This is a genomic window from Vibrio sp. Vb0888, assembly GCF_033338835.1.
Classification (GTDB): domain Bacteria; phylum Pseudomonadota; class Gammaproteobacteria; order Enterobacterales; family Vibrionaceae; genus Vibrio; species Vibrio alginolyticus.
On record NZ_JAWOTL010000184.1, the window covers coordinates 1 to 1248 of the forward strand.

Annotated in this window: 1 protein-coding gene and 1 pseudogene; one reads left to right on the forward strand and one right to left on the reverse strand. The window is 44.0% G+C overall.

The genetic code is table 11. The features are described from left to right. A pseudogene (locus R7P72_RS24880) lies at positions 1-158 on the reverse strand (MFS transporter); the annotation flags it as partial. Between the two features lie 106 nt (positions 159-264). On the opposite strand from R7P72_RS24880, the gene R7P72_RS24885 reads away from it, so the two are divergent. Then, positions 265-1134: a LysR family transcriptional regulator gene (locus R7P72_RS24885; protein WP_029855844.1), complete on the forward strand. Its 870-nt coding sequence runs from the start codon at positions 265-267 to the stop codon at positions 1132-1134. Positions 1135-1248 lie beyond the last annotated feature (114 nt).

Consider the following 1248-nt stretch of genomic DNA (forward strand, 5'->3'; position numbering starts at 1 on the left):
GCAAACAACCAGTTAACCTGCGTTTCTGAAATGGAAAACAGCGTTGCGAAGGTCGGCAGCATAGGTTGTAAAAGGTATAGGTTAGAAAAAACCAAAAAAGAACCAAGCGCCAGAGATAGCGTAATGCGTTTGTATTCCGGAGTACCAAAGCTGACCATGTTTCCTGCCTGATAGGAGCAATAAAGGAGATTGTGATCAATCTATCAGTTGGATATGGATTAAAAAAATATATTAAAAATATGGATACGATATATTTTTGATCTTATGGAATCGAAACAACTGAAACATTTTCTGGCTGTTGCTGAGCATGGCAATATCACCCACGCAGCTAAGGCACTTCATATCGCGCAACCAGCGTTAAGCATTTCGATAAAAAAATTCGAACAGTCACTCGGCGTGACGTTGTTTCGTCGTGAAGATAAGAAAATCAGCCTAACGAAAGAGGGGGAAACCTTACTCATTCACGCGCAGCGAGTGATTCAACAACTGCACGACGCGCAATTAGCGATTGATGAACTAAAAGGTTTAGCAAAAGGAGAAGTGCGCCTTGGCACGCCTTCTATGATGGGGAGTTACTTCTTCCCGCGCATCGTGATGGCGTTTAAGAGTCAGTTTCCCGATCTAAAACTGACGCTTGTTGAGGCTGGCACGCAATCTATTCGTCGAATGTTGCTCAATGGACAACTCGATATCGGCGTGATCAGCTGTGACGATGTACCTGAAGATCTAGAAACGGACCATTTGTTCAGCAGCCAAATGGTGGCCGTTGTTGCTCCCGAGCATGAGCTAGCGCAGCGCGAAGCCATAACGTTTGATGAATTTTTCGAGCATGAATTGGTGATGTTCCAACACGGATATTTTCATCGAGAATTTTTAGACCATGTCAGTGAAGAGCACGGTTTCAGCATGAAATCTTCCTTTGAAACCAACTTGCTGCCGCTGATATTGAGCATCGTCAGGCAGGAGTTTGCCATTACGGCCCTGCTTGAGCTTGTTACTCAAAACGAGAAGGGGGTTGTTGGCATTCCGTTTTATCCACCAGTAACGCTCGATTTGGCACTAGCTTGGCGGAAAGAAGGGTATTTATCTATCGCAGATCGGACGTTTATTGATTTTGTGAAACGTTACGTCTGATACAAAAAGAGCTTCTTAATTCAGAAGCTCTTGTCAGTATCCATCTATAGGCGATTAACTGCCACTGTACATTTTTTCGAAGTTCTTCGGATTCCAACCGATCATTACTCGGTC